Source organism: Pseudonocardia sp. Ae331_Ps2 (assembly GCF_001932405.1).
Taxonomy (GTDB): Bacteria; Actinomycetota; Actinomycetes; order Mycobacteriales; family Pseudonocardiaceae; genus Pseudonocardia.
In genome coordinates, this window is the sequence record NZ_MCIM01000001.1 from 2,150,781 (window position 1) to 2,172,433 (window position 21,653).

General features: G+C 73.9%; 22 protein-coding genes. 10 read left to right on the forward strand and 12 right to left on the reverse strand.

All coding sequences use genetic code 11. From position 1 onward, the window contains the following. Window positions 1-3: 3 nt before the first annotated feature. Complete coding sequence (locus tag Ae331Ps2_RS31915) at window positions 4-153, reverse strand: hypothetical protein (RefSeq protein WP_170918303.1); 150 nt, start codon at window positions 151-153, stop codon at window positions 4-6. 166 nt (window positions 154-319) lie between these two features. Between Ae331Ps2_RS31915 and deoC the strand changes: the two genes are divergently transcribed. Next, window positions 320-1,042, forward strand: coding sequence for a deoxyribose-phosphate aldolase (deoC, locus tag Ae331Ps2_RS10270; RefSeq protein ID WP_020625415.1), 723 nt, complete (start codon window positions 320-322; stop codon window positions 1,040-1,042). A gap of 79 nt (window positions 1,043-1,121) precedes the next feature. Beyond that, window positions 1,122-2,537: a hypothetical protein gene (locus Ae331Ps2_RS10275; RefSeq protein ID WP_075309257.1), complete on the forward strand. Its 1,416-nt coding sequence runs from the start codon at window positions 1,122-1,124 to the stop codon at window positions 2,535-2,537. Window positions 2,538-2,558: 21 nt separating this feature from the next. On the opposite strand, the gene Ae331Ps2_RS10280 is transcribed toward Ae331Ps2_RS10275, so the two are convergent. Further along, window positions 2,559-3,164, reverse strand: a complete 606-nt coding sequence (locus Ae331Ps2_RS10280; protein WP_043279680.1) for a TetR/AcrR family transcriptional regulator — start codon at window positions 3,162-3,164, stop codon at window positions 2,559-2,561. Window positions 3,165-3,263: 99 nt separating this feature from the next. Between Ae331Ps2_RS10280 and Ae331Ps2_RS10285 the strand changes: the two genes are divergently transcribed. From Ae331Ps2_RS10285 to Ae331Ps2_RS10305, 5 genes are all read left to right on the forward strand, one after another. Further along, on the forward strand, window positions 3,264-3,794 hold the full coding sequence (locus Ae331Ps2_RS10285) for an SCP2 sterol-binding domain-containing protein (protein ID WP_060713774.1): 531 nt from the start codon (window positions 3,264-3,266) through the stop codon (window positions 3,792-3,794). Between the two features lie 32 nt (window positions 3,795-3,826). Next, entirely contained in the window at window positions 3,827-5,035 is a 1,209-nt protein-coding gene (locus Ae331Ps2_RS10290; protein ID WP_075309255.1) for an acyl-CoA dehydrogenase family protein, read from the forward strand. Window positions 5,036-5,338: 303 nt separating this feature from the next. Next, entirely contained in the window at window positions 5,339-6,205 is an 867-nt protein-coding gene (gene folP / locus Ae331Ps2_RS10295) for a dihydropteroate synthase (RefSeq protein WP_139318875.1), read from the forward strand. Continuing rightward, complete coding sequence (locus Ae331Ps2_RS10300) at window positions 6,202-6,966, forward strand: dihydrofolate reductase family protein (RefSeq protein ID WP_083695427.1); 765 nt, start codon at window positions 6,202-6,204, stop codon at window positions 6,964-6,966. Before folP ends, Ae331Ps2_RS10300 begins: the two co-directional genes overlap by 4 nt. Window positions 6,967-7,027: 61 nt before the next feature. After that, window positions 7,028-7,588, forward strand: a complete 561-nt coding sequence (locus Ae331Ps2_RS10305) for a GNAT family N-acetyltransferase (protein WP_083702511.1) — start codon at window positions 7,028-7,030, stop codon at window positions 7,586-7,588. A 99-nt stretch (window positions 7,589-7,687) separates the two neighbouring features. Here Ae331Ps2_RS10305 and Ae331Ps2_RS10310 read toward each other — a convergent pair whose 3' ends face one another. After that, on the reverse strand, window positions 7,688-8,164 hold the full coding sequence (locus tag Ae331Ps2_RS10310; protein WP_020625150.1) for a hypothetical protein: 477 nt from the start codon (window positions 8,162-8,164) through the stop codon (window positions 7,688-7,690). 279 nt (window positions 8,165-8,443) lie between these two features. On the opposite strand from Ae331Ps2_RS10310, the gene Ae331Ps2_RS10315 reads away from it, so the two are divergent. Then, window positions 8,444-9,559, forward strand: coding sequence for a S9 family peptidase (locus Ae331Ps2_RS10315; RefSeq protein WP_249265227.1), 1,116 nt, complete (start codon window positions 8,444-8,446; stop codon window positions 9,557-9,559). Window positions 9,560-9,587: 28 nt separating this feature from the next. Here Ae331Ps2_RS10315 and Ae331Ps2_RS10320 read toward each other — a convergent pair whose 3' ends face one another. Continuing rightward, entirely contained in the window at window positions 9,588-9,992 is a 405-nt protein-coding gene (locus Ae331Ps2_RS10320; RefSeq protein WP_075309251.1) for a hypothetical protein, read from the reverse strand. 43 nt (window positions 9,993-10,035) lie between these two features. Here Ae331Ps2_RS10320 and Ae331Ps2_RS10325 point away from each other — a divergent pair, with 43 nt between their 5' ends. Both Ae331Ps2_RS10325 and Ae331Ps2_RS10330 read left to right on the forward strand, forming a co-directional pair. Beyond that, window positions 10,036-10,581, forward strand: coding sequence for a peptidylprolyl isomerase (locus Ae331Ps2_RS10325; protein WP_075309249.1), 546 nt, complete (start codon window positions 10,036-10,038; stop codon window positions 10,579-10,581). Between the two features lie 37 nt (window positions 10,582-10,618). Next, the gene (locus Ae331Ps2_RS10330; protein WP_249265620.1) at window positions 10,619-11,725 is read left to right on the forward strand and encodes a rhomboid family intramembrane serine protease; all 1,107 of its coding nucleotides are present in this window, start codon (window positions 10,619-10,621) and stop codon (window positions 11,723-11,725) included. 140 nt (window positions 11,726-11,865) lie between these two features. On the opposite strand, the gene Ae331Ps2_RS10335 is transcribed toward Ae331Ps2_RS10330, so the two are convergent. The 8 genes from Ae331Ps2_RS10335 to Ae331Ps2_RS10370 form a co-directional block, all read right to left on the reverse strand. Continuing rightward, the gene (locus Ae331Ps2_RS10335) at window positions 11,866-12,303 is read right to left on the reverse strand and encodes a PH domain-containing protein (protein WP_084786224.1); all 438 of its coding nucleotides are present in this window, start codon (window positions 12,301-12,303) and stop codon (window positions 11,866-11,868) included. A gap of 101 nt (window positions 12,304-12,404) precedes the next feature. Continuing rightward, window positions 12,405-12,665 carry a cell division protein CrgA gene (gene crgA / locus Ae331Ps2_RS10340; RefSeq protein ID WP_020626195.1) on the reverse strand — a complete coding sequence of 87 codons (261 nt, stop codon included), beginning with the start codon at window positions 12,663-12,665 and terminating at the stop codon, window positions 12,405-12,407. A 204-nt stretch (window positions 12,666-12,869) separates the two neighbouring features. After that, window positions 12,870-13,505 (reverse strand): aminodeoxychorismate/anthranilate synthase component II, encoded by a 636-nt coding sequence (locus tag Ae331Ps2_RS10345; protein WP_075309243.1) that lies wholly within the window; start codon window positions 13,503-13,505, stop codon window positions 12,870-12,872. 20 nt (window positions 13,506-13,525) lie between these two features. Further along, the gene (gene pknB, locus Ae331Ps2_RS10350; protein WP_075309241.1) at window positions 13,526-15,493 is read right to left on the reverse strand and encodes a Stk1 family PASTA domain-containing Ser/Thr kinase; all 1,968 of its coding nucleotides are present in this window, start codon (window positions 15,491-15,493) and stop codon (window positions 13,526-13,528) included. After that, window positions 15,490-17,238: a serine/threonine-protein kinase gene (locus Ae331Ps2_RS34205; RefSeq protein WP_369804860.1), complete on the reverse strand. Its 1,749-nt coding sequence runs from the start codon at window positions 17,236-17,238 to the stop codon at window positions 15,490-15,492. The genes pknB and Ae331Ps2_RS34205 overlap by 4 nt, the downstream gene beginning before the upstream one ends. 40 nt (window positions 17,239-17,278) lie before the next feature. After that, on the reverse strand, window positions 17,279-18,748 hold the full coding sequence (locus Ae331Ps2_RS10360; protein ID WP_075309239.1) for a penicillin-binding protein 2: 1,470 nt from the start codon (window positions 18,746-18,748) through the stop codon (window positions 17,279-17,281). Next, window positions 18,745-20,250, reverse strand: a complete 1,506-nt coding sequence (locus Ae331Ps2_RS10365) for an FtsW/RodA/SpoVE family cell cycle protein (protein ID WP_083695430.1) — start codon at window positions 20,248-20,250, stop codon at window positions 18,745-18,747. The genes Ae331Ps2_RS10360 and Ae331Ps2_RS10365 overlap by 4 nt, the downstream gene beginning before the upstream one ends. Then, on the reverse strand, window positions 20,250-21,590 hold the full coding sequence (locus Ae331Ps2_RS10370; protein ID WP_075309238.1) for a PP2C family serine/threonine-protein phosphatase: 1,341 nt from the start codon (window positions 21,588-21,590) through the stop codon (window positions 20,250-20,252). The genes Ae331Ps2_RS10365 and Ae331Ps2_RS10370 overlap by 1 nt, the downstream gene beginning before the upstream one ends. Between the last annotated feature and the right edge of the window lie 63 nt (window positions 21,591-21,653).

Consider the following 21,653-nt stretch of genomic DNA (forward strand, 5'->3'; position numbering starts at 1 on the left):
GACTCAGAGATCGGGCGAGGTGTCGTCGTCGATGGCGCCGATCGCGTGCAGCACGGTGGCGCCCGCCGGGTGGCTGGACTGCTCGAACCGCAACGTCGGCCCGGGAACGGCGGCGTGCGCGGCATCCGGAGCGGAGCGGTCGTCGTCCGCCATGGTCGGCCCCTTTCCGCCCCCGGGATCTCCGGGGCGTCCGACCAGCATCGCAGCGGGTGGCCGTCGCCGCATGTGCTGATCGGGGGCGGCCCGGGCGCGTAGCCTTCGCATCCGACCGCCGACCACCCGCGGGGGCGATCCTCCCGCCGGGACCCGAAGGACCACCGTGAGCGCTACGACCCTCTCCGCCGCCGCGATCGCCGGGATGATCGACCACGCGATCCTCAAGCCCGAGCTGACCCGCACCGAGGTCGACGCCCAGCTCGACGTCGCCGCCCGCTACCGCATCTTCTCCGTCTGCGTGCGCCCGTCCGACGTCGCGCACGCCGTCGCCCGGCTCGCGGGGACCGGCGTCGCCGTCGGCACCGTGATCGGGTTCCCGCACGGCACGACCAGCACCGCGGCCAAGGTCGCCGAGGCGCGGCAGGCGATCGCCGACGGTGCCGTCGAGCTCGACATGGTGCTGAACATCGGCCGGCTGCGCAGCGGCCTGACCGACGACGTCGAGGCCGACATCCGGGCCGTCGTCGAGGCCGCCGACGGCCGCGTCGTGAAGGTGATCCTGGAGACCGCCCTGCTGTCCGACGACGAGGTGGTCGCCGGCTGCCGGGCCGCCGAGTCGGCGGGCGCCGCCTTCGTGAAGACCTCCACCGGTTTCGCCGGCGGGGGTGCCACGCCCGAGCACCTCGCGCTCATGCGCGCCACCGTCGGACCGCAGGTGCAGGTCAAGGCCTCCGGCGGGGTCCGCGACCTCGACACCGTGCTCGCCTTCCACGCCGCGGGCGTCACCCGCTTCGGTACCAGCGGCACCGCCACGATCCTCGACGACGCGGCGGCCCGCGACGCCGGCGGCGACGCGGCGGCCCGGGTGGACGACGCGTCCTACTGAGAGGGCTGCCGCGCGGCACCCCGGGTCGCCGGATCTGCGAAGCTGGTCCGAGCACGTTCCCGTGAGCCGGAGGAGACCCATGGCGAAGCAGCCCCTCCCGAGCTCCTGGTCGCCCGCGGGCGTCACCGGGACGCTGATCGGCGCCGCCCTCGGCACGGTCGGCGCCGCCGTGGAGATCGGTCGACGGCTGCCCGGCTGGCTGGCCGAGGCCCCGCGTGCGGTCGAGGCCATGCCGTCGGTGGCGGCCGAGGTCGCCGCGCTCCCGCGGCGCATCGCCGGTGTCGACGCCGCGCTGACCGGTCTGGCCCCGGTGCTCGACGACGTGCTCGGCCGGGTCGTGACACTGTGGGATGACCCGGTGACCGTCGAGCGGATCGACCGGCTGACCGCGGCCGTGGTCGAGCTGGCCGGAGCCGCCGGACCGCTGCGCGAGCTGGCCGGCGCCCGCGACGACCTGCACCAGCTCGCCGGGCTGCGGGAGGACCTGCACCACCTGGCGAGCGTGCGGGAGGACCTGCGGGAGCTCGCCGCCGTCCGCAGCGACCTGCACGAGCTGGCCGCCGCGGTCGGGCCGCTGCGCGAGCTCGGCGCGGCGGTGGCCTCGCTGCGGGAGCTGGCGGGGGCCGTCGGGCCGCTGTCGGAGCTGGCGGGCGCGGTCGACGCGCTGCGTGAGCTCGCCACTGCCGTCGGGCCGCTGGCCGAGCTGGGCACGGCGGTGGAGTCGCTGCGCGAGCTGAGCGCGGCGGTCGGACCGCTGACCGAGCTGGCCGCGGTCCGCGAGGATCTGCACGAGCTGGCCGGCGCCGCGGCACCGCTGCGGGAGCTGGCACCGGCCGCGGGTGACCTCGCCGCGCTCGCCGGGGCCGTCACGTCGCTGCAGCGCCTCGCCGACGCCGTCGCCCCGCTCCAGGAGCTCGCCGCCACCCGCGCCGACCTGGCGCAGCTGGCCGGCGCGGTGGAGCCGCTGCGGGAGCTGGCCGCGGCGCGCGAGCACCTGGAGAGCCTCACCGGCGCCGTCCCCGCGGTGCACGAGCTGGCGGCGACCCGGGCCGACCTCGCACGTCTGGCCGAGGCGGTCGGACCGTTGCAGGAGCTCGCCCGCACCCCCGGTGACCTCGCGGCCCTCGCCGGGGCGGTCGAGCCGCTGCGGGCGCTGGCGACGGTACGCGAGGACCTCGCGACACTGGCCGCGGCCACCGGAGACCAGGGCGCCGTCCGGCGGATCGCGGCGGCCGTCGCCGACGCCGCTGCCGACGGGACCCCGCGGCTGGCCGCCCTGGACGTCAACCTCGCGCAGGCCGCGAGCCAGCTGACCGCCGTCGCCCCGGACCTGCGCTCGGTCGCGGCCCGCATCGACGCGCTCGACCGGCAGATCGGCGTGCTGGCCGACGCGCTCGCGCCGCTGCAGGGCACCACCGAGCGGATCGGCCGCATCGTCGACCGGCTGCCGGACCGCACCCGGCGACTCGTGACGCGGCCGGCGACGGAGGGCTGACCGCACGGTGGCGCCGGCGGCTCACCCGCGCAGGCGTTCCAGTCCCGGCCAGACCAGGGTCATCAACGTCGAGGCGAGGTCGTCGGGGTCCGCGCCGTCGCCCGCCCAGTCGGCCAGTCCCTCGGCCGCGCCCGCCAGCGCCGCCGCGAGCGGGGCGGTGACCGTCGCCGGGTCCACGCCCGCGGGGACGGCCAGCTCGGCCGCCAGCAGCCGCGCCACCCGGTCGACGATCCGGGTGCGTGCCGCGTGCACCTCGTCCGCGAGCGCGCCGGTGCGGGCCTGGCGGTAGAGCACCGACCAGCCGTCGCGGTGGGTGGTCACGCTGGCGAAGAACGCCCGGAGACCGCGGTGCAGGCGCACCTCGGCGTCGACCGGCGCCCCGGCCGCGGCTCCGGAGACCGACTCCAGCAGTCGGTCGGCCTCGCGGCGGATGCACCGCCGCAGCAGCTCCTCCTTCGAGCCCCCGCCGTGCGTGTAGACCATCGGCTTCGACAGCCCCGCCTCGTCGGCGACGCCGTCCATCGACGCGTCGTGGAACCCGTCCCGGGAGAACACGCGCACCGCCGCGTCGAGGACCTGCTTCTCGCGCTGCGCGGGCGGGAGCCTGCGACGGGGTGCAGATGCCATCTCGACAGCTTAGCTACTGCTGCGTAAAGTACGCCTCGTCCCGAGCCGGTACGGCGAGTACCGGACACTTGTGTGAACCACGGCGAGGTGGAACGAGCGATGGCCGACACGGTCGACATCAACGAGCTGGGTCGCAGCGTCGACCCGAAGTCCCTGTCCGACGAGCAGCTGATCGCGACGCTCGGGACGGCTCTGCGCGACGGGAACGCGAAGAACGTCGACCCGTCGCTGTTCGCCCGCCTGGTCAAGACCGCGTCGAAGCAGCAGCTGGCGACCGTGATGTCGTCCGAGGTCCGCCGACCGGTGCTCGAGGCGATCTTCGGCCGGATGAGCGAGTTCTACTCGTCCAAGGGCGCGACCGGGAACCGGCAGGTCGTGCACTGGCACATCAAGGACGGCTCGACGGTCGACAGCTTCCAGACCGTGATGCAGAACGGCACCTGCACGGTCACCGAGGGCACCGACGAGGACCCCCGCACCGCGCTGACCATGCCCGGCACCGAGTTCCTCAAGGTCGCGACGAACAACGCCAACCCGGTGACCCTGTTCATGACGCGCAAGCTCAAGGTCTCCGGCGACGTCGGCTTCGCGACCGCCCTGCAGAAGATGTTCCAGATCCCGTCTGCCTGACGAGAACCGCGACCGACCAGCGGAGAGCTGAGATGACTTCCTTCGAACTGTCCGAGGAGCACCGCGAGCTGCAGGAGTGGGTGCACGGCTTCGCCGCCGACGTCGTGCGCCCGGCCGCCGCCGAGTGGGACGAGCGCGAGGAGACCCCGTGGCCGATCCTGCAGGAGGCCGCGAAGATCGAGCTCTACAACTTCGAGACCCTCGCCTCCTTCTGGGGTGACGAGACCGGCCTGTCCATGCCGCTGGTCAACGAGGAGCTCTTCTGGGGCGACGGCGGCATCGGCATGGCGATCTTCGGCACCACCCTCGCGGTGGCCGGCATCTTCGCCTCGGGCACGCCCGAGCAGATGGTCGAGTTCATCCCGCAGTGCTACGGCGACGCCTCCGAGCCGCAGGTCGGAGCGTTCTGCTCGTCCGAGCCCGAAGCCGGCTCCGACGTCTCGGCGATGCGTACCCGCGCCGTCTACGACGAGGCGAAGGACGAGTGGACCCTCACCGGCCAGAAGGCCTGGGCCACCAACGGCGGCATCGCGAACATCCACGTGGTGCAGGCCGTCGTCGACCCCGCGCTGGGGAGCAAGGGGCAGGCCGCGTTCGTCGTCCCGCCGAAGACCCCCGGCCTGGAGTCCACCCGCAAGATCAAGAAGATGGGTCTGCGCGCGTCGCACACCGCGGACGTCTTCCTCGACGACGTGAAGCTCCCCGGCTCGTGCCTGCTCGGCGGCAAGGAGAAGCTGGACGAGCGGCTCGCCCGCGCCCGGTCGGGGGAGAAGTCGACGGGCTCCGCCGCGATGCAGACCTTCGAGCTGTCCCGTCCGACGGTCGGCTCGCAGGCGATCGGCATCGCCCGCGCCGCCTACGAGTACGCCCTGGAGTACGCCAAGGACCGGGTCGCCTTCGGCCGCCCGATCATCGAGAACCAGGCGATCTCCTTCACCCTCGCGGACATGAAGACCGAGATCGACGCCGCCCGGCTGCTCGTGCACCGGGCCGCGTGGATGGGGCGCAACAACGTCCCGTTCACCGCGGGCGAGGGGTCGATGTCCAAGCTCAAGGCCGGCCGGGTCGCGGTGTGGGCCACCGAGCGGGCCATCCAGATCCTCGGCGGCGCGGGCTACTCGCGCGAGCACCCGGTGGAGCGGATGCACCGCGACGCGAAGATTTACGACATCTTCGAGGGCACCGAGCAGATCCAGCAGCTCGTCATCGCCCGCGCGATCTCCGGGAAGCACCTGTCGTGACCTCGGCGGTCCGGTCCGCCCAGACGATCGGCGGACCGGACCGGACGGCCGTGCGGTACGTGGCTCCGTCGCGCGCATCGTGCTTTTCGCCTCATCGACGAGAAGGTGACGGGCTCGAGGCACGGCTGCCGGGACAGGTCGCGACCGGCATCGCGACCGGGCCGCGGGGGCCACCGAGCCGCCGCTGCGGGACCACGCGCGCGACCGATGACCGTCGGGGTGGGCACGCACGCCGGGCCCCGGGGCAGGATGGAGATCCAACCGGGTCCTGCAGCGGGCCCGTCCGTGCTGTGAGGAGACCACGTGCCGAGCGTGACGTTCCGTGGACGTACCTGGAACCGGGACCGGGCGATGGTCATGGCGATCGTCAACCGGACCCCCGACTCGTTCTACGACCACGGGGTCACCTTCGCCGAGCAGGCCGCCCGGGACCGCATCACGGCGGTGGTCCGGGAGGGTGCCGACGTCATCGACATCGGCGGTGTGCCGGCCAGCCCGGGTGCCGAGGTGACCGAGCAGGAGGAGATCGACCGGGTCGTGCCGACCGTGGAGTGGGCACGCCACACGTTCCCCGACGTCGCGATCTCGGTCGACACCTTCCGCGCCGGACCCGCCGATGCGGTCTGCGCGGCGGGCGCCGACCTGGTCAACGACAACTGGGCGGCCGCCGACACCGGGATCCTCGACGTCGCCGCCCGGTACGGCGCGGGCTACGTCAGCGCGCACACCGACCACGTCGACCCGCGCACCGAGCCGCACCGGCCGCGCTACACCGACGTCCTGCGCACGGTCATCGACCAGACCGTCGCGCTCGCGGAGAAGGCCGTCGCCGCGGGCGTGCCCGCCGGCGGGATCCTCATCGACCCGGCGATCGACTTCTCCAAGAACACCCTGCACAGCCTGCAGGTCCTGCGCGGCATCGACGAGATGGTCGCGACCGGCTGGCCGGTGCTGCTGGCGATGTCGAACAAGACCGTCGTCGGCGAGTCCCTGGCCGTGCCGCTCGAGGAGCGGCTGACCGGCACCCTCGCCGCGACGGCGCTGGCCGCCGACCGCGGCGTCGCCATGGTGCGTGCCCACCAGGCCCGGGCCACCCGGGAGACCTGCGAGATGGTCGCCACCGTTCGTGGCGAGCGGAATCCCTCGCGGGCGGTGAGACTGCTCGCGTGAGCACGATCCACCAGATCTTCCCGGTGGCCGACGCCGGGCCGCTGTCGACCGAGCAGCTCGAACGGCTCTACGCCTACCCGGACGACCGGCTCCGGCTGTCGGTCAACTTCGTGTCCAGCGCGGACGGGGCCGTCGAGGTCCGGGGCAGCTCGGCCGGGCTGTCCACCCCGCCCGACCGCGCGGTGCTCGACCTCGGGACCGACCTGGCCGACGTCGTGCTCGTCGCGGCCGGGACGGCCACCGCCGAGGGGTTCACGGGCGTCAAGCACAACGACCGGATGGACGACCGGCGCCGCCGCTTCGGGCTGTCGGAGCTGCCGTCGACGGCGGTCGTCACCTCGTCGGGGAAGTCCCTCGATCCGTCGGCGCCGGTGCTGACCGACACCGTGGTCCCCACGATCGTGCTGACCTGCGAGGCGGTCCCCGCGGACCTGCGCGGCCGGTGGACCGACGCCGGCGCCGAGGTCGTGCTCACCGGCGACGAGTCGGTCGACCTCGCCGTCGCGGTCGCCGCGCTGGGGGAGCGCGGGCTGCGCCGGATCAACTGCATGGGCGGCCCCGCGCTGTTCGGCAGCCTGGCCGAGGCGGGCCTGGTCGACGAGCTGCGGCTGACCCTCGCTCCGTTCCTCGTCTCCGGGGAGGCCGGGCGGATCGCCCGCGGCGCCGGCATGGATCCGGCGCGCCTGGAGCTGGTCAGCATCGTCACCGGGGACGACACGCTCCTCATGCGCTACCGGGTACGCGAGGCGCCGTCGTCCTGACGGGGAACCCCGGAGGGGAGTACCCGATCACGCACGGCGACGTCTGGGGCAGGATGGTCCCGTGTCGCGTCCCTCCAACATGCTGGCGGACGGCGTCGTCGTCCTCAGCCCGCTCGGCTGGGACGACGTGACGGCCCACCTCGCGGGTGAGGACGCCGAGATCGTCCGCTGGCTCGGTGGCGCACCCGCGACCCCGGCGACCGCCCGCGCCCACGTCCGTCGTGCGATCGAACGCTGGGCCGACGACGGGCCGAAGCTGAGCTTCGGGATCCGGGTGGACGGCGGCGCCGTCCTCGCCGGGACCATCGACGTCGACCTCGACCCCGCGGGGGGCCGGGCCGGTCTGTCCTACGGCGTCTACGCGGCGTACCGCCGTCGCGGCCTCGCGACCCGCGCGGTCCGGCTCGCGGCCCGCTACCTGGGCGAACGTGGTGACGTGCGGTGGATCTCGATCGACGTCGACCCGCAGAACACCGCATCGGTCGGGGTCGCGCGGCGGGCCGGGTTCCGGTTCCTGCGCCACGTCGTCGACGACGAGGGATCCTTCGACCGCTACGAGCTCCTCGTCCGCGCGCCGGTGGTCCCGGCGCCGCCGCCGCGGCCGCGGCACAGCCGCCCCTGAGTCCGCACACGAGCGCCCGCCCGGTGCCCCGGTCGTCGGGGACACCGGACGGGCGTGGTCGCGGGTGCCGGTCGGGGGTCCGGCACCCGCGGACCGACGTCAGGAGCCGGTCGGCGCCTCGATGTGCATGACGGCCGGGACCTCGAACAGGGGCAGCGCGCCCGCGTCGTCGACCGACGGGAGGCCGGCGTCGCCCACCGAGGGGAGCTCGGGCAGGTCGTCCGTGGACGGCAGCTCGGGGGCGTCCTCGGCCGAGGGCAGCTCCGACGCGACGTCCGCGGCCTGCGGCGTGGCGGTGGGCAGGTCGTCGGTGCCGGGCAGCGACGGCGCGCTCGGCAGCGAGTCGGTCGAGGGCAGCTCCGGCAGACCGAGGGCATCGGCGTCCGGGACCTGCAGCTCGCCGAAGGGGAGGCTGTCCGCGGCGTCGGTCAGGGCGGAGGTGTCCGGGGCGGCCGGGAGCTCGGGCAGCTCGGGAAGTTCGGCGGCCGAGGCCTGGCCGACGAGACCGGCGCCGAGCGCGGCGATGCCGGCGCCGGTGAGGGACAGCCGCAGGGCGGTACGGGCGAGCGAGTTCATGCGCACGTCCTTCCAAGGGGGATCGGGGGAGCGGAGGGTCGACGGACGACCCTCGCCGGGGGACAACGAGATCCACATCAAGCGGTTGCGGTGCGCAGTCGATCGACGCTGATCTTCACCCGTACGAGTGGCAACCTGAGAGGGGTCTCGCACGTACGGGCGAGTGCTCGTCGCTCCTGAATGCCTCCGGTGGTCCACTCGCGGCGCTCGTACGCGGGGGAGCAGGATGAGTGCGTGCGCGCGCCGAGCCCCTCCGTCCGCCACTCCGTTCGTCCTTCGGTGCCCGTCGCGGGCGCGCTGGCCGGGGTCCTGGGCGGTGCGGGAGGCGCCGCCGCGGCCGTGATCGGCTGGCACTACTCGACGATCCTGCTGCACCCGTCGCCGCGCCCGGGGCTGCCCGAGCGGGTCGTCGCCACCGGGGACGGCACCGTCGAGCTGGCACGGACCCGGCTGTCCGCGCAGCCGGGTGTGTGGGGACTGCGCGGCCCGGCCGGGCTGGCCGTCGTCGGTCCGGTCCTCGACCGCGGGCGCCGCACGGTCGTCCGTGAGCTCCGCGCGGGCCCGGTCCCCGCGATCGGCCCCGCCGTGCTCGACGCCGGCCCGTTCGACCCGGACCCGTCCGCACGAGGGCTGCCCTTCGACGAGGTCGATGTGCCCACCGACCTCGGGCCGGCCCCGGCCTGGCGCATCCCCGCCCCGGCCGGAGGGCACCCGCACACCTGGGCGCTGTGCGTGCACGGCCGTGGCGGGACCCGACGCGAGGCACTGCGGATCCTGCCCGCGCTGCACGCGGCCGGCCTGACCCAGCTCGTCGTCAGCTACCGCGGGGACGGGACCGCCCCGGAGTCACCGGACGGGCGCTCGCACCTCGGCGACACCGAGTGGCGCGACGTCGACGCCGCCGCGGCCTACGCCCTGGTCCACGGCGCGCGCCGGCTGGTGCTGGTCGGCTGGTCGATGGGGGCCGCGGTGGGCGGGGCGTTCCTCGACCGGTCCCCGCACGCCGACCTCGTCGACGCCGTGGTCTGGGACGCGCCGCTGCTCGACTGGCGTCGCACGCTGCGCCGGCAGGCCCGCAACCGCGGTCTCCCCCCGACCCTGGCCGGGGTCGCGGCCCGGTTCACCGCACGCCGGATCGGGATCGACCTCGACCGGTTCGACCTGGTCCGGCGTCCGCCCGCGATCCGCCCCCCGACGCTCGTCCTGCACAGCGACGCCGACACCGCCGTCCCGGTCTCGTTGAGCCGGGACCTCGCCGCGACCGCCCCGGAGCACGGCTGGCCGGTCACCTACCGGGAGTTCTCCGGCACCGAGCACACCGGCAGCTGGAACGCCGATCCCGACGGCTACGAGGCCGCCGTGACCGGCTTCCTGCGGACGCTGCGCCCGTCCTGACCCGCCCGTTCCGGGACGGGCCCTGCGGTCAGTGGCCGTTCGTCTGCGACCTGCCCTGACCGATCGGCTTGCCGTGGATCTGGTCGTCGGCCGGCGGGGTCGTCGGGACCGGGGTCCCGGGGTCCACCTCGCGCTCGCGCTTCAGGACCGTCGCCCAGCCCCACACCGCGGCCGCGGTCAGCAGCAGGACGGCCACGATCCACGGGGCCCGGCGCACCCGCACCGGGGTCGGCTCGACGATCTCGGCCAGCGCGTGGCGGGCGTCGTGCACCGAGCCGGACACCACGTCGGACAGGTCGGACAGACGCGTCGAGACCCCTCCGGCCACGGCGTCGGTGACCGCGCCACCGGTGATCCGGCCGGCGTCGGCGAAGGTGCGTACGGCCTCGGTCGCGTCCTTGCGGGCACGGGCCCGCTTCCTCTCGGCACTCATGTTCCGGACCTGCTTCCCACGGATGCGGCTGCTTACTGGCACGATGGTAGTCGTGACGGAACCAGAGAACGCCAAGACGACGGCCGCCCTGCACACCTCCGAGGGCGACATCCGCGTCGTGCTGTTCGGCGACCACGCGCCGAAGACGGTCGCGAACTTCGTCGGCCTCGCGGAGGGCAGCAAGGACTACACGGGCCCGAACGCCAGCGGCGGAGACTCCGGGCCGTTCTACGACGGTTCGATCTTCCACCGGGTGATCAGCGGCTTCATGATCCAGGGCGGCGACCCGACCGGTACCGGTCGCGGTGGCCCGGGCTACCAGTTCGGCGACGAGTTCCACCCGGACCTCAAGTTCGACCGGCCCTACCTGCTGGCCATGGCCAACGCCGGGCCGGGCACCAACGGCTCGCAGTTCTTCATCACGGTGGGCAACACCCCGCACCTGAACCGGCGCCACACCATCTTCGGTGAGGTCGCCGACGCCGAGTCGCGGGCCGTCGTGGACGCCATCGCCCAGACCACCACCGGCCAGGCCGACCGGCCGCTGACCGACGTGGTCATCGAGAAGATCGAGATCGAGCGGTCCTGACCCCGCAGGTCTCCGACCACCGAGTGGACCGGCCGTGGTGAACGGACGACCCGACAGCAGCGGATCCGGGGCATCCGGCGAGCCCAAGGGCGGGCCGGGATCCCCCGGCCCCGCGGGCACGCCGTACTACCCGGCGCCGCCCGGCTACCCGCAGCCCCAGTGGCCGCCGCCGGGCGGTCCCGGGCCGGCGCCGCACGGGCAGACGCCCTACGGGTCCGCGCCGTACGGACCTGCGCCGTACGGATCCGGGGAGACCGGCCCGGGCGGTGGGCCCGGCGCCCCGCCCGGCCCCGGCGGCGCGACGGTGTGCGTCCGGCACCCCGACCGCCCCACCGGGCTGGCCTGCTCGCGCTGCGACCGGCCCGCCTGCCCCGCCTGCCTGCAGCCGGCCCCGGTCGGTCAGCACTGCGTGGACTGCCTCGCCGAGGCCGCACGGACGACCCCGCGACGACGCACCGTCGCCGGGGCGAGCCGTACCGGGAAGCCGGTGGTCGTCCCCGGGCTGATCGTCGCGAACGTGGTGGTCTACGTGATCACCGCGGTCACGGCGGGCAGCGTGATGTCCAACTTCCGGTCGCCGCTGTTCGAGGCCGGCGGGCTCGTTCCGCTCCTGGTCGCCGACGGCGAGTACTGGCGGATCATCACCTCGGGCTTCCTGCACATCGGCCCGCTGCACCTGGCGTTCAACATGTACGCCCTGTGGATCATCGGCCGTGAGGTCGAGACGGTGCTGGGGCGGGCCCGGTTCGTCGCCGTCTACGGCGTGTCCATGCTCGGCGGCGCGGCCTCGGTCATGCTGTTCAGCGCTCCCAACGGGCTGACCGCGGGTGCCTCCGGTGCGGTCTTCGGGCTGATGGGGGCACTGTTCGTCCTGCTGCGGCGGTTGAAGCTGCCGACCGGGCAGGTCGTCGCCCTCATCGCGATCAACGCCGTGATCAGCTTCAGCATCCAGGGCATCTCCTGGCAGGGGCACCTCGGCGGGCTGGTCTTCGGCGCCGCGGTCACCGCGGCGCTGGTCCACCTCGGGACGGGGTCCCCGCAGCGCAGGCGGACCCAGGTGCTGGCGGTCTCCGGGCTGACCGCACTCGCGGTCGTGCTGATCGTGGTGCGCGCCGCGGGGCTGCTCGCGGTCGCCGGCGTCTGACCCCGACCCGCCGTCGCCAGGGGTGGGGCCCCGAGCTGCCGGCGCGGTCCGCACGCGGCGAGCGGCACCGTCGCGAGTCGTCCCCCGCCGCGGCGGTGCACCGGGCGAGCCGCGGTGTCCGTGGAGGCGCCGGGCGCGGGTCAGGGAACGGTCGGGCCGGCGTCGCCGGGGCGGTGTCCCGGACGCAGGGCGGACAGGTCGTCGAACACGTCGACCGGGTCCGCGCCCAGCTCGGCCCGGCCGAGGATGACGAGCCGCTCGTGGTCGTCGACGTCGCGCAGCTCCAGCTCCAGCAGCACCGACTCGCGGCCCAGCCTGCGGGTCCGCAGCAGGCGCAGGTCGTCCACCCGGCTCCAGGGCACGTGCCGGGTCCAGGTCAGCCTGCGGACCGTCAGCCCCTCGGGACCGGCTTCCAGCCGGGGCCGGGCACGGGTCCCCGAGGCCGCGGCCAGGGCGAGACCGAGCGCCGCGACACCCGCGACGAGCGCGCCGGCCGCCTCCGCCCCGGAGACGATCACCGCGACCGACCAGCCGGTCGCGGCGACCGCCAGCACCCAGAGTGCGACGACCGTGCCCACCGGCGTCGACCACCGAAGTCGATCACCCTGCGTGGTCATGCGACGTTGTCCACAGGCTCCATCCACATGGTGGACAACTCACATCCGTGTATTTCCGCTGGTCAACGCCACCGCATGGTCATGAGAAGGCCGATCACGATGAGTGAGAAACCGATGATGAAGTTCCAGTTCCCCAGCGCGAGCATGAACGGGATGGACGGACCCGCCAGATAGTTGATCACCAGCCAGGCGAGACCGAGGATCCACATCGCGACCATGACGGCGATGTAGGCGGGGTGCGTCGGCCCCGCGACCTTCTGCGGGGTGCGGCTGACCGGGGGAGGGGTGTAGGCCGCCTTCTTGCGGACCTTCGACTTCGGCATCTGACCTCATCGCCTGTCGGAGTCGGACACGGGTCCGGCCGGTGCGCCGGCCGGGGGCGGGACCTGCGACGGGGCGCCGTGGTCGGGGACGGGGCGACCCGGACAGATCCGCCACCACGGTAGCGCGGCCGCGTCGCCGTCCGGGGCATCCCGGGGGCACAGGCGTCACACGTCACGGGGACGTCGGGCGGTGCGGAGCGGCCGTCAGACCCCGGCGACCAGCCCGGCCATCTCGGCGGAGAGCCGAACGACCAGGTCCTCCGGTACGGAGTAGCCGGCCTGGCGCAGCCAGTTCGCCAACATCCGGTGTCCGCCCTCGGTCAGCACGGACTCCGGGTGGAACTGCACGCCGGAGATCGGGAGCTCCCGGTGCCGGACGGCCATGATCAGGCCGGTCTCGGTGTGCCCGGTCGCCTCCAGCTCCGACGGCAGACCGTCGGGCGGGATCGTCAGCGAGTGGTAGCGGGTGGCGGTGAACGGCGAGGGCAGCCCGGCGAGCACACCGGTGCCGTCGTGGAAGACCTCCGAGGTCTTGCCGTGCAGCAGCTCGGGCGCCCGCTCCACGACCCCGCCCCAGGCGGTGGCCAGTGCCTGGTGGCCGAGGCACACCCCCAGCAGCGGGGTGCCGCGCTCCGCGGCACGGTGGATGACCTCGACGCTGCGACCGGCCCGTTCCGGGGTGCCCGGACCGGGGCTGAGCAGGACGGCGCCGACGTCGTCGAGCTCGTCCAGCTCGACCTCGTCGTTGCGCCGGACCACCGGGTCGGCGCCGAGCTGGGCCAGGTAGTGGACCAGGTTGTAGACGAAGCTGTCGTAGTTGTCGACGACGAGGACGCGCACGGTTCCTCCCGGAAGGATGGTCAGTTGAACGGGAACCCGCTGTTGCCGCTGTTGTCCCCGTCGCTGCTGCTGCCACCGGAGTAGCGGCCCACGGTGAGGGTAACGGTCTGGCCGCTGGAGGCCTCGGATCCGCCGGACGGGCTCTGCTGCAGCACGACGCCGTTCTGGGAGGAGTCCGAGACGTCGACCTGACGGATCGACGGGCTCAGCCCCGCCTCCTGCAGCGTGCTGATCGCGCTGTCGACACGCTGGCCGACGACGTTGGGCACCTGGTTCTGGTTCCCGCGGCTGATCTGGATGGTGATGGTCTGGTCGGGTGCGACCCGGGTCCCGGCCGACGGGTTCGTGCCGACCGCCTGGCCGGCCGAACTGCTGCTGTCGACCTCGGTCGTGGAGATCGACTGGAAACCGGCGTTCTGCAGTGTCGTCCGGGCGGCGTCGGCCGACTGGCCCGCGACGTCGGGCACGGCGACCGTCTGCTGCCTGCGACCCACCACCAGCGACACCGCGGTGTTGCCCGAGACCTGCTGGCCCGGCCCCGGGTCGGAGGTGATCACCTTGCCGACCTGGCTGGAGTCACTGGTGTCGCGCTCGGTACGGCCGCCGACCTGCAGGCCGGCCGCCCGGAGCTTGGCCTCGGCCTCGTCCGGGGACAGGCCCTCGACGCTCGGCACCGTGACCTGCGCGGGCCCGCTGCCGACGTAGACCGTCACCCGGCTGTTCTCGGGGACCTGGTTGCCGCCGCCGGGGTCGGTCCGGACGACCTTGCCGACCTGCGCGACGTCCGACGGCTGGTCCTGCTGGGAGAACAGCAGTCCGGCCTGGGTGATGGTCTGCCGGGCCTGGTCCGGGGACTGGCCGAGTACGTCGGGCACCGAGACCTGGTCCGGGCCCGAGGAGGAGAACAACTGGAAGCCGACGAAGCCGAGCAGCCCGATCACCGCGAGCGCGACGACCCACAGGAGTGCCTTGCGGCCCCCTCCGCGACGCTCGTCGTCGCCGTAGTCGGGGTGGTGCGGCGGCATCGTGTGCCGGCCGGTGGCCGGGCCGCCCGCGTCGAGCCGGCGCGTCGCCATGGCCTGGGTCGCGCCGTCGTGGGCCATCATGTGCGTGCGCTCGTGCTCGCTCATGACCAGCGGCGCGTGCACCGGCTCGCCGTTGCGCACGCGGATCAGGTCCGCCCGCATCTCGGCGGCCGACTGGTAGCGGTTGGCCGGGTTCTTGCTGAGCGCCTTGAGCACCACCGCGTCGAGTGCCGGGGGCACCGACGGGTTCAGCTGGGACGGGGCCCGAGGGTCCTCCCGCACGTGCTGGTAGGCCACCGCGACCGGGGTGTCCCCGGTGAACGGCGGCTCGCCGGTCAGGAGCTCGAACAGCACACAGCCGGCGGCGTAGACGTCCGACCGGGCGTCCACGGCCTCGCCGCGGGCCTGCTCGGGGGACAGGTACTGCGCCGTGCCGATGACGGCCGCGGTCTGGGTGACGTTCTGGCCCTCGCCCAGTGCACGGGCGATGCCGAAGTCCATGACCTTGACCGCGCCGACGCCGTTGATCATCACGTTCGCGGGCTTCACGTCGCGGTGGATGATGTTGTGCCGGTGCGAGAAGTCGAGCGCGGCGCAGACGTCGGCCATCACCTCGACGACCCGCTGCTGGGTCATCGGGCCGGAGGTCTTGACGATCTCGCGCAGCGTCTGCCCGTCGACGAACTCCATGACGATGTAGGGCAGCGTCCCGAACTCGGACTCGACCTCGCCGGTGTCGTACACCGCGACGATCGCCGGGTGGTTCAGCGACGCCGAGTTCTGCGCCTCACGGCGGAAGCGGAGCTGGAACTGGGGGTCGCGGGCCAGGTCGGCCCGCAGGACCTTGACCGCCACGTCCCGGCCGAGCCGGGTGTCGAGGCCGCGGTGGACCTCGGACATGCCGCCGTAGCCGAGCGGGTCGCCCAGCTCGTAGCGCTCGGAGAGCAGTCGTGGTGTCGTCATCGGTTCAGGTTCCCGTACTCATCGAGTCCGTCGGAGGCGTGCTCATCATGCCGGTCGGCGCCCACTGCCGGTCCCGTACGGGCGGCATCTGCGCCGGAGCGACCGTTCGGTGGGATCACCGGGACATCACCGGGCACCTCCGGTCGATCTTGGGCACGGGGGACGGCGAACGGCTCTGCCGGGACCGCCGGTCCCGTGGACCCGGCCGGGGGGCCGGCCGCGGTCGCCACGGTACCGGGCGCGACCCCCAGTGACCCGGGCCGCATGTCGTCGGGCGAGACACCCCTCAAGATCATCACTGCGAGCAGTACGGCGGCGAGCGTCAGGACCACGAACAGCACGGCCAGCCACGCCTTCGCCCGGCCGGACCGTTGCGGGCCCAGATCGAGCGGGCCGGACGGGTGCAGCTCGGGCATCCGGTCGGCGGAGGCGTTGCGGCGCACCGGTGGACGCGTCGGCGCCGAGCGCTGCTGCCCCGGGAACCCGGGCCCGGTGGGTGGCCCGCCCGGACGACGGCCGGCGGCCGGACCGCCGGCGTGCGGCCCGGTGTGCGGCGGACGCAGCGGGGCGCCGTAGGGCGGCGAGCCGGGGGGCACCGGGACCGGCCCGGATCCGGACGGCGTGCCGCCCGGGGTGCGCGGTCCCTGCGGCCGGCCCGGCCCGGCGCCGGGGTAGGGGCCGGTGACCGGGCGGGACACGCCCTGGTCCGGCCCGCTGCGGCGGGCGCCGTCGGGGCCGGGGTCGCCGGTGCGCGGGCCGCGGTCGGCGGTGTCGGGGCCGCCGGCGGACGGGCCGTCGCCGGTCCCCGGTCCGCTCTCCTGCAGGGAGTGGCGCGCGCCGCTGCCGTCGTCGCCGCGGAAGTCGGGCGCGTACCCGCCGGGGGCGGGGATGCCGGGCGGCGGCGGCCGGTGCCCACGCCGGACCGCGGCGACGGCGTCGGCGAACTCGGCGCCGTCGGTGTAGCGCTGCTCGGGGTCCTTGACCAGCACCGAGGAGATCAGCTCGCGGACCCGCTCGGGGATCTCGTCCGGCAGCGGCGGCGGGTCGTCGCGGACCTGCATCATCGCCACCGCGACGGCGCTCTCGGCGCGGAACGGCCGGACTCCGGCCAGGCACTCGTAGCCGACGATGCCCAGGGAGTACACGTCGCCGGACGGCCCGGCCTCCTCGCCGGAGGCCTGCTCCGGTGCGATGTAGTGGGCGGTGCCCATCACCATCCCGGAGCGGGTCACCGGGACGGCGTCGGCGGCCTTGGCGATGCCGAAGTCGGTCAGCTTCACGACGCCGTCGGTGCGCAGCAGGATGTTGCCGGGCTTGACGTCGCGGTGGACGAACCCGCGCTCGTGCGCGGCGAACAGTGCCCGGCCCGCCTGCTCGAGGATGTCGAGCGCCTCGTCGGCGGGGATGGGCCCGCGCCCGATCCGCGACGACAGCGGCTCGCCCCGGACGAGCTCCATCACCAGGTAGGCGGTGCGCCCGCCGCCGGTGGGGCTGTCGTCCTCGCCGTAGTCGTGCACGGCGGCGATCCCGGCGTGGTCCAGCGAGGCGACGGTACGGGCCTCGATGCGGAACCGGTGCAGGAACTCGGGGTCGTCGGAGAGCTCCGCCTTGAGGACCTTCACCGCGACGCTGCGCCCGAGCCGGGTGTCGGAGGCCTCCCAGACCTCGCCCATCCCGCCGACCGCGATCCGCCGGTCCAGCTGGTAGCGCTCGGAGATCAGCTGCCCGGCCGACAGGGCGCTCACGGGACCGCCGGGGACCTGCGCCGGGCCGGGTCCCGCGGGCTCACTGGGCGTCCCGCAGCGCCTCGGCGATCACGGCCCGCCCGATCGGGGCCGCGACGGAGCCACCGGTCGCCTCCAGCGCCCGGTCGCCGCCGTTCTCGACGAGCACCGCTACCGCGACCTTGGGGTTCTCCGCCGGGGCGAACGCCACGTACCAGGCGTGCGGCGGGGTGTTCTTCGGGTCGGTGCCGTGCTCGGCGGTACCGGTCTTCGACGCGATCTGGACGCCGGTGATCTTGCCGCCGCCCGAGGTCCGGTCCTCCGAGCCGACCATCAGGTCGGTCATGGTGCGGGCCACGTCGGCCGGCATCGACCGCGACATCCGGTCGGGCTCGGTGGTGTCGACGACATCCAGGGTCTGGCTCTGGATCTCCTTGACCAGGTGCGGGGCCATCGTCTGGCCGCCGTTGGCGATCGAGGCGCCGATCATCGCCAGCTGCATCGGGGTCAGCCGGACGTCGCGCTGCCCGATCGCGGACTGCTGGGTGGAGGGGGTGTCGGACATCGGGCCGACCTGCGACGCGGTGACCGGCATCGGGATCTGCAGGTCGGTGCGGCCGATGCCGAACGCCTCGGCCTGGGCACGGAGCTTGTCCGCGCCGAGCTCGCCGCCGAGCTGGGCGAACGCGGTGTTGCAGGAGCGCGCCAGCGCCTCGCGCAGCGACGCCGTCGCCCCGCCGCCGCAGGCCGAGCCGTTGTAGTTCTCCAGGGTCGTCGTGGAGTCGGCCAGCTGGATGCTGCGGGCGGCCGTGAGCTGGCTGTCCGGGGTGTAACCGTTCTGCAGGGCGGCCGCGGTGGTGACGAGCTTGAACGTCGAGCCGGGCGGCTCGATCTCGTTGATCGCCCGGTTGGTCCTCGGGTCCGGGTCCTCGGCGCCGTAGCGCTGCCAGGCCCGCTGCTGCTCGGCGGGGTCGGGCGAGGCCAGCGTGTTCGGGTCGAACGACGGAGTCGAGGCCATCGCCAGGATCTCGCCGGTCTGCGGCACCAGCGCGACGACGGCGCCGGTGTACCCGCGGGAGGCCAGCCCGTCGTAGGCGGCGCGCTGCACCTCGGGGTCGATGGTGGTCACCACGTTGCCGCCCGCCGGGTCCCGGCCGGTGATGAGGTCCGACAGCCTGCGCACGAACAGCCGGTCGTCGGTGCCGTTGAGCACCTCGTCGGCGGACCGCTCGAGCGCGGTCTTGCCGTACACGGTCGACAGGAAGCCGGTGACCGGCGCGAACATCTCGCCCTGCGGGTACTGGCGCGCGAAGCGCAGCCGCCCGTTCCCCTCGACGCTCTGCGCGAGGACCTGCCCGCCGGCGACGATCTGCCCGCGCTGACGCGAGTACTCGTCGATCTGCGAGCGCTGGTTGCGGGGGTCGTCCCGGTACTGGCCGGCCATGACGACCTGCACGTAGGTGATGTTGCCGAGCAGGACCACGATCATCACCATCACGGCGAGGGCCACGCGGCGGACCGGGCGGTTCACGTCTCGCTCCTCTGGGCGGCGTTGGCGGCGTTGGCGGCACCGTCGGCGCGGTTGTCGTCACGGGTGTCGGACCGGCCCGCACCGGGACGCTGGACCAGTTCGGTGCTGGCCTCGGCGATCGGCGCCCGCGGCTTCGCGGGCCGGACGGGCAGCGGTGCCCTGGCCACGTGCGAGATCCGCAGCAGGATCGCCACCAGCACGTAGTTCGCCAGCAGCGACGAGCCACCGTAGGACAGGAACGGCAGCGTCAGGCCGGTCAGCGGGATCAGCTTCGTCACCCCGCCGATGACGACGAAGATCTGCAGCGCGACCGAGAACGACAGCCCGGTCGCGAGCAGCTTCCCGTAGGAGTCGCGCACGGCCAGTGCCGAGCGCAGTCCGCGGGTGATGAGCACCAGGTAGACGAGCATGATCGCGGCCAGCCCGATCAGCCCGAGCTCCTCGCCGAGCGAGGAGAAGATGAAGTCGGACTCGGCGAAGGGCACGATGTCCGGCCGGCCGGCACCCAGCCCGGTCCCGCCGACGCCGCCGGTGCCGAGCCCGAACAGCGCCTGCGCGAGCTGGTAGCCACCGCCGCTGAATTCGGCGAACGGGTCCAGCCAGATCCGCACGCGGGTCTGCACGTGGCCGAACAGGTTGTAGGCGACGACGGCGCCGCCGGAGAACGCCAGCAGCCCGATCACCATCCACGACACGCGTTCGGTCGCGGTGTAGAGCAGCACCAGCACCAGGCCGAAGATCAACAGCGAGCTGCCGAGGTCGCGCTGCAGCACGAGCACGCCGACCGACAGCCCCCAGGCGACGAGCAGCGGCGCCAGGTCACGGGCACGGGGCAGCTCCATGCCCAGGAAGCGACGGCCTGCGGTGGAGAGCAGGTTGCGCTTCTGGACCAGGTAGGCCGCGAAGAAGATGATCAGCAGGATCTTGGAGAACTCGCCGGGCTGGATGCCGGGGCCGCCCGGGATGCGGATCCACAGCTTGGCGCCGTTGACCTCGGAGATCGACGACGGCAGCAGCGCCGGGATCGCCAGGAAGACCAGGCCGACGAAGCCCGCGGTGTAGCCGTAGCGGGCCAGGGTGCGGTGGTCCCGGACGAAGAACAGCACCAGCGCGAACAACGCCAGGCCGGCGACGGTCCAGGTGATCTGGGCGCTGATCAGCCCACTCGGCACCGGGCTCCCGGTGGCCTCGGCGCGGGCGGCCTTCGCCAGGTCGAGCCGGTGGATCATCACCAGGCCGATGCCGTTGAGCAGCGCGACCGACGGAAGGATCAGCGGATCGGCGTAGGGCGCCAGGAAGCGCACCGCCACGTGCGCCCCCGCGAACAGCACGAGGTACGCCAGGCCCACCCACAACAGGTCGGTCGTGAGCGACTGCTCCTGGTTCGCCTCGACCAGGACCAGCGCGCCGGTGGTGAGGACGGCGGCCAGGCCCAGCATCAACAGCTCGATGCCGCGGCCGGTGGGCGTGGTCGGCTCCGTGGCGGAGCTGCCCGTGGCCATCAGCCGTCGAGCCGGCAGTTCCGGCCCGGTTCCGGGGTCGCGGTCGGCAGCGGGGTCGTGGTCACCGGCGGGGCGCCGGGCACCTGGACGACCGGGGGCGGCTGCGGCGGGTTCAGTGTCGAGCAGAGCGGGAGCATGCGATCCCGGAGCCGGTCGACGGTCTGCCGGGCACCGGTCTCGCCGTCGTCGGAGACGATGCCGTCGGTGACCTGGCTGCGGACCGCCTGCGGCAGGTCGTCGAGGCCGATGTCGGTGGACTCGACCACCCGCTGCAACGGGACCCCGAGCACGTTGCCGCGCACGCCCTGGTAGATCGCGACCTGGTTCTGGTCGACGGCGACGTAGTACTGCTGCAGCACCAGGGCCCGGGCGACGAACACGCCCGCCACCAGTACCACGAGCACGCCCAGCAGGGCGAGCGCCGGACGCAGGCCGCGCCGGCGCCGCGGCTGCTCCGCGGCGGCGGGCTCCAGGCGCACCGGCTCGGTGCGGGGCAGCGTGGTGGCGGCGGCGCGCTGCGCCGAGGAGTGCGGGGTCCGCTCGTCGTGGCGGTAGTCGCCGTCGCCGGCGCGCGGGTTGCGGCCGGCGGAGCCCCCGATGATCGGGGCGTCGTCGGCGTAGTCGACGTCCACCACGTCGGCGACGATGCAGGTGATGTTGTCCGGCCCGCCGCCGCGCAGCGCCAGCTCGATCAGTCGGTCGGCGCACTCGCGCGGGTCGGCGTAGTCGGTCAGCGTGTCGTGCAGCGTCTCGTCGCTGACCGGGCCGGACAGGCCGTCGGAGCACAGCAGGAAGCGGTCACCGGCGCGGGCCTCGCGGATGGACAGCGACGGGTCGACGTCCTGCCCGGTGATGGCGCGCAGCAGCAGCGACCGCTGCGGGTGCGTGTGCGCCTCCTCCTCGGTGATCCGGCCCTCGTCGATCAGCGACTGGACGAACGTGTCGTCCTTGGTGATCTGGGTGAACTCGCCGTCACGCAGGAGGTAGCAGCGCGAGTCGCCGACGTGGACCATGCCCAGGCGCGAGCCCGCGAACAGGATCGCGGTCAGCGTGGTGCCCATGCCCTCGAGGTCGGGGGCCTCGGCGACGTGGCGGGAGATCGCCTCGTTGCCGTCGTGGGTCGCGTCCCGCAGCTCGGCGAGCAGGTCGTCGCCGGGCACGTCGTCGTCGAGCGGCGCCAGTGCGGAGATCACCAGGGACGAGGCGACCTCGCCCGCGGCGTGGCCGCCCATGCCGTCGGCGAGGGCGAGCAGGCGGGGGCCCGCGTAGACGGCGTCCTGGTTGTTCTGCCGGACCAGTCCGCGGTCACTGCGGGCCGAGTAGCGCAGCACCAGTGTCACGGGGCGGCTCCGGCTTCGGTCGGGGCACGTCGGTCGGATCCCGCGCCGCGGGACCGGTCGGAC

What these genes read in the sequence shown, in the direction of transcription:
- Ae331Ps2_RS10290 (WP_075309255.1), top strand. Translation starts at nt 3,827, where the DNA reads ATGACTTCCTTCGAACTGTCCGAGGAGCACCGCGAGCTGCAGGAGTGG.
- Ae331Ps2_RS10280 (WP_043279680.1), bottom strand. Translation starts at nt 3,164, where the DNA reads ATGGCATCTGCACCCCGTCGCAGGCTCCCGCCCGCGCAGCGCGAGAAG.
- Ae331Ps2_RS10325 (WP_075309249.1), top strand. Translation starts at nt 10,036, where the DNA reads ATGGTAGTCGTGACGGAACCAGAGAACGCCAAGACGACGGCCGCCCTG.
- Ae331Ps2_RS10320 (WP_075309251.1), bottom strand. Translation starts at nt 9,992, where the DNA reads ATGAGTGCCGAGAGGAAGCGGGCCCGTGCCCGCAAGGACGCGACCGAG.
- crgA (WP_020626195.1), bottom strand. Translation starts at nt 12,665, where the DNA reads ATGCCGAAGTCGAAGGTCCGCAAGAAGGCGGCCTACACCCCTCCCCCG.
- Ae331Ps2_RS10365 (WP_083695430.1), bottom strand. Translation starts at nt 20,250, where the DNA reads ATGGCCACGGGCAGCTCCGCCACGGAGCCGACCACGCCCACCGGCCGC.
- pknB (WP_075309241.1), bottom strand. Translation starts at nt 15,493, where the DNA reads ATGACGACACCACGACTGCTCTCCGAGCGCTACGAGCTGGGCGACCCG.
- Ae331Ps2_RS10285 (WP_060713774.1), top strand. Translation starts at nt 3,264, where the DNA reads ATGGCCGACACGGTCGACATCAACGAGCTGGGTCGCAGCGTCGACCCG.
- Ae331Ps2_RS31915 (WP_170918303.1), bottom strand. Translation starts at nt 153, where the DNA reads ATGGCGGACGACGACCGCTCCGCTCCGGATGCCGCGCACGCCGCCGTT.
- Ae331Ps2_RS10275 (WP_075309257.1), top strand. Translation starts at nt 1,122, where the DNA reads ATGGCGAAGCAGCCCCTCCCGAGCTCCTGGTCGCCCGCGGGCGTCACC.
- Ae331Ps2_RS10310 (WP_020625150.1), bottom strand. Translation starts at nt 8,164, where the DNA reads ATGAACTCGCTCGCCCGTACCGCCCTGCGGCTGTCCCTCACCGGCGCC.